Here is a 670-nt window from a genome sequence, read left to right on the forward strand (position 1 = left end):
TCCACAGCCTGAGTCCGGCAACGGTCTCACCGGGGGAAACCCACCCGGCCGACATGAGGCTCCGGGACGCCGCTGTGGGGTTCAGAGGCCGAGGACGGCATCCCGCTGACAGCCCCGGCACAAGACACCGGTACCGGTCTGCGCACGCTGCAACGCTGGAACCACCCCTACAAGACCTGCGGCATCGCCGCCGCCCTGGCATCGCCACGCTGCACCGGCTCACTGTCACGGAAGCCGACCGCATGGATCGTCCGATGCCGAGCTAAGGGCGAGGGTGAGGCGGCGGAGGCGGGCGTCGTCGGTGGCGCCGGGGGCGGCGGTGAAGCCGAACCGGGCCCGGGTGTCGACGACCAGGCCGGTGCTGGTGGCGGCCTGGCGGCGGGCGCGCTCGCGAATACGGGGCTGCCGGCGGGCGCGGACCGCGTCCTGAAGGCGTCGGGCGAGGTCGGCGCGGGGCCGACGGATCTGGTCTTTGACGCACCCGCTCGACGGTGCGCTGGGAGATGCCGAGCAGGTCGGCCACCGCGCGGGTGCCCTTGAGCCGCCTGACGACTCTGCCGCGCAATTCGCCAGTCCCGTAGGAACAGCCGCTCGGAGCGCCGAGCATGGCCGCGTCGCCGCGGCGAACAGGTTTTGGGGATCCGGGCAGGGAGGGGGCCGCGACCTGACG

Annotated in this window: 1 pseudogene; it reads right to left on the bottom strand. The window is 73.1% G+C overall.

Features of this window, described 5'->3' with window-relative positions:
* Positions 1 to 267 precede the first annotated feature (267 nt).
* A pseudogene (locus tag JL475_RS41070) lies at positions 268 to 553 on the bottom strand (XRE family transcriptional regulator); the annotation flags it as partial.
* Positions 554 to 670 lie beyond the last annotated feature (117 nt).

Origin of the sequence: Streptomyces sp. M2CJ-2, assembly GCF_016757295.1 — a bacterium.
Taxonomy (GTDB): Bacteria; Actinomycetota; Actinomycetes; order Streptomycetales; family Streptomycetaceae; genus Streptomyces.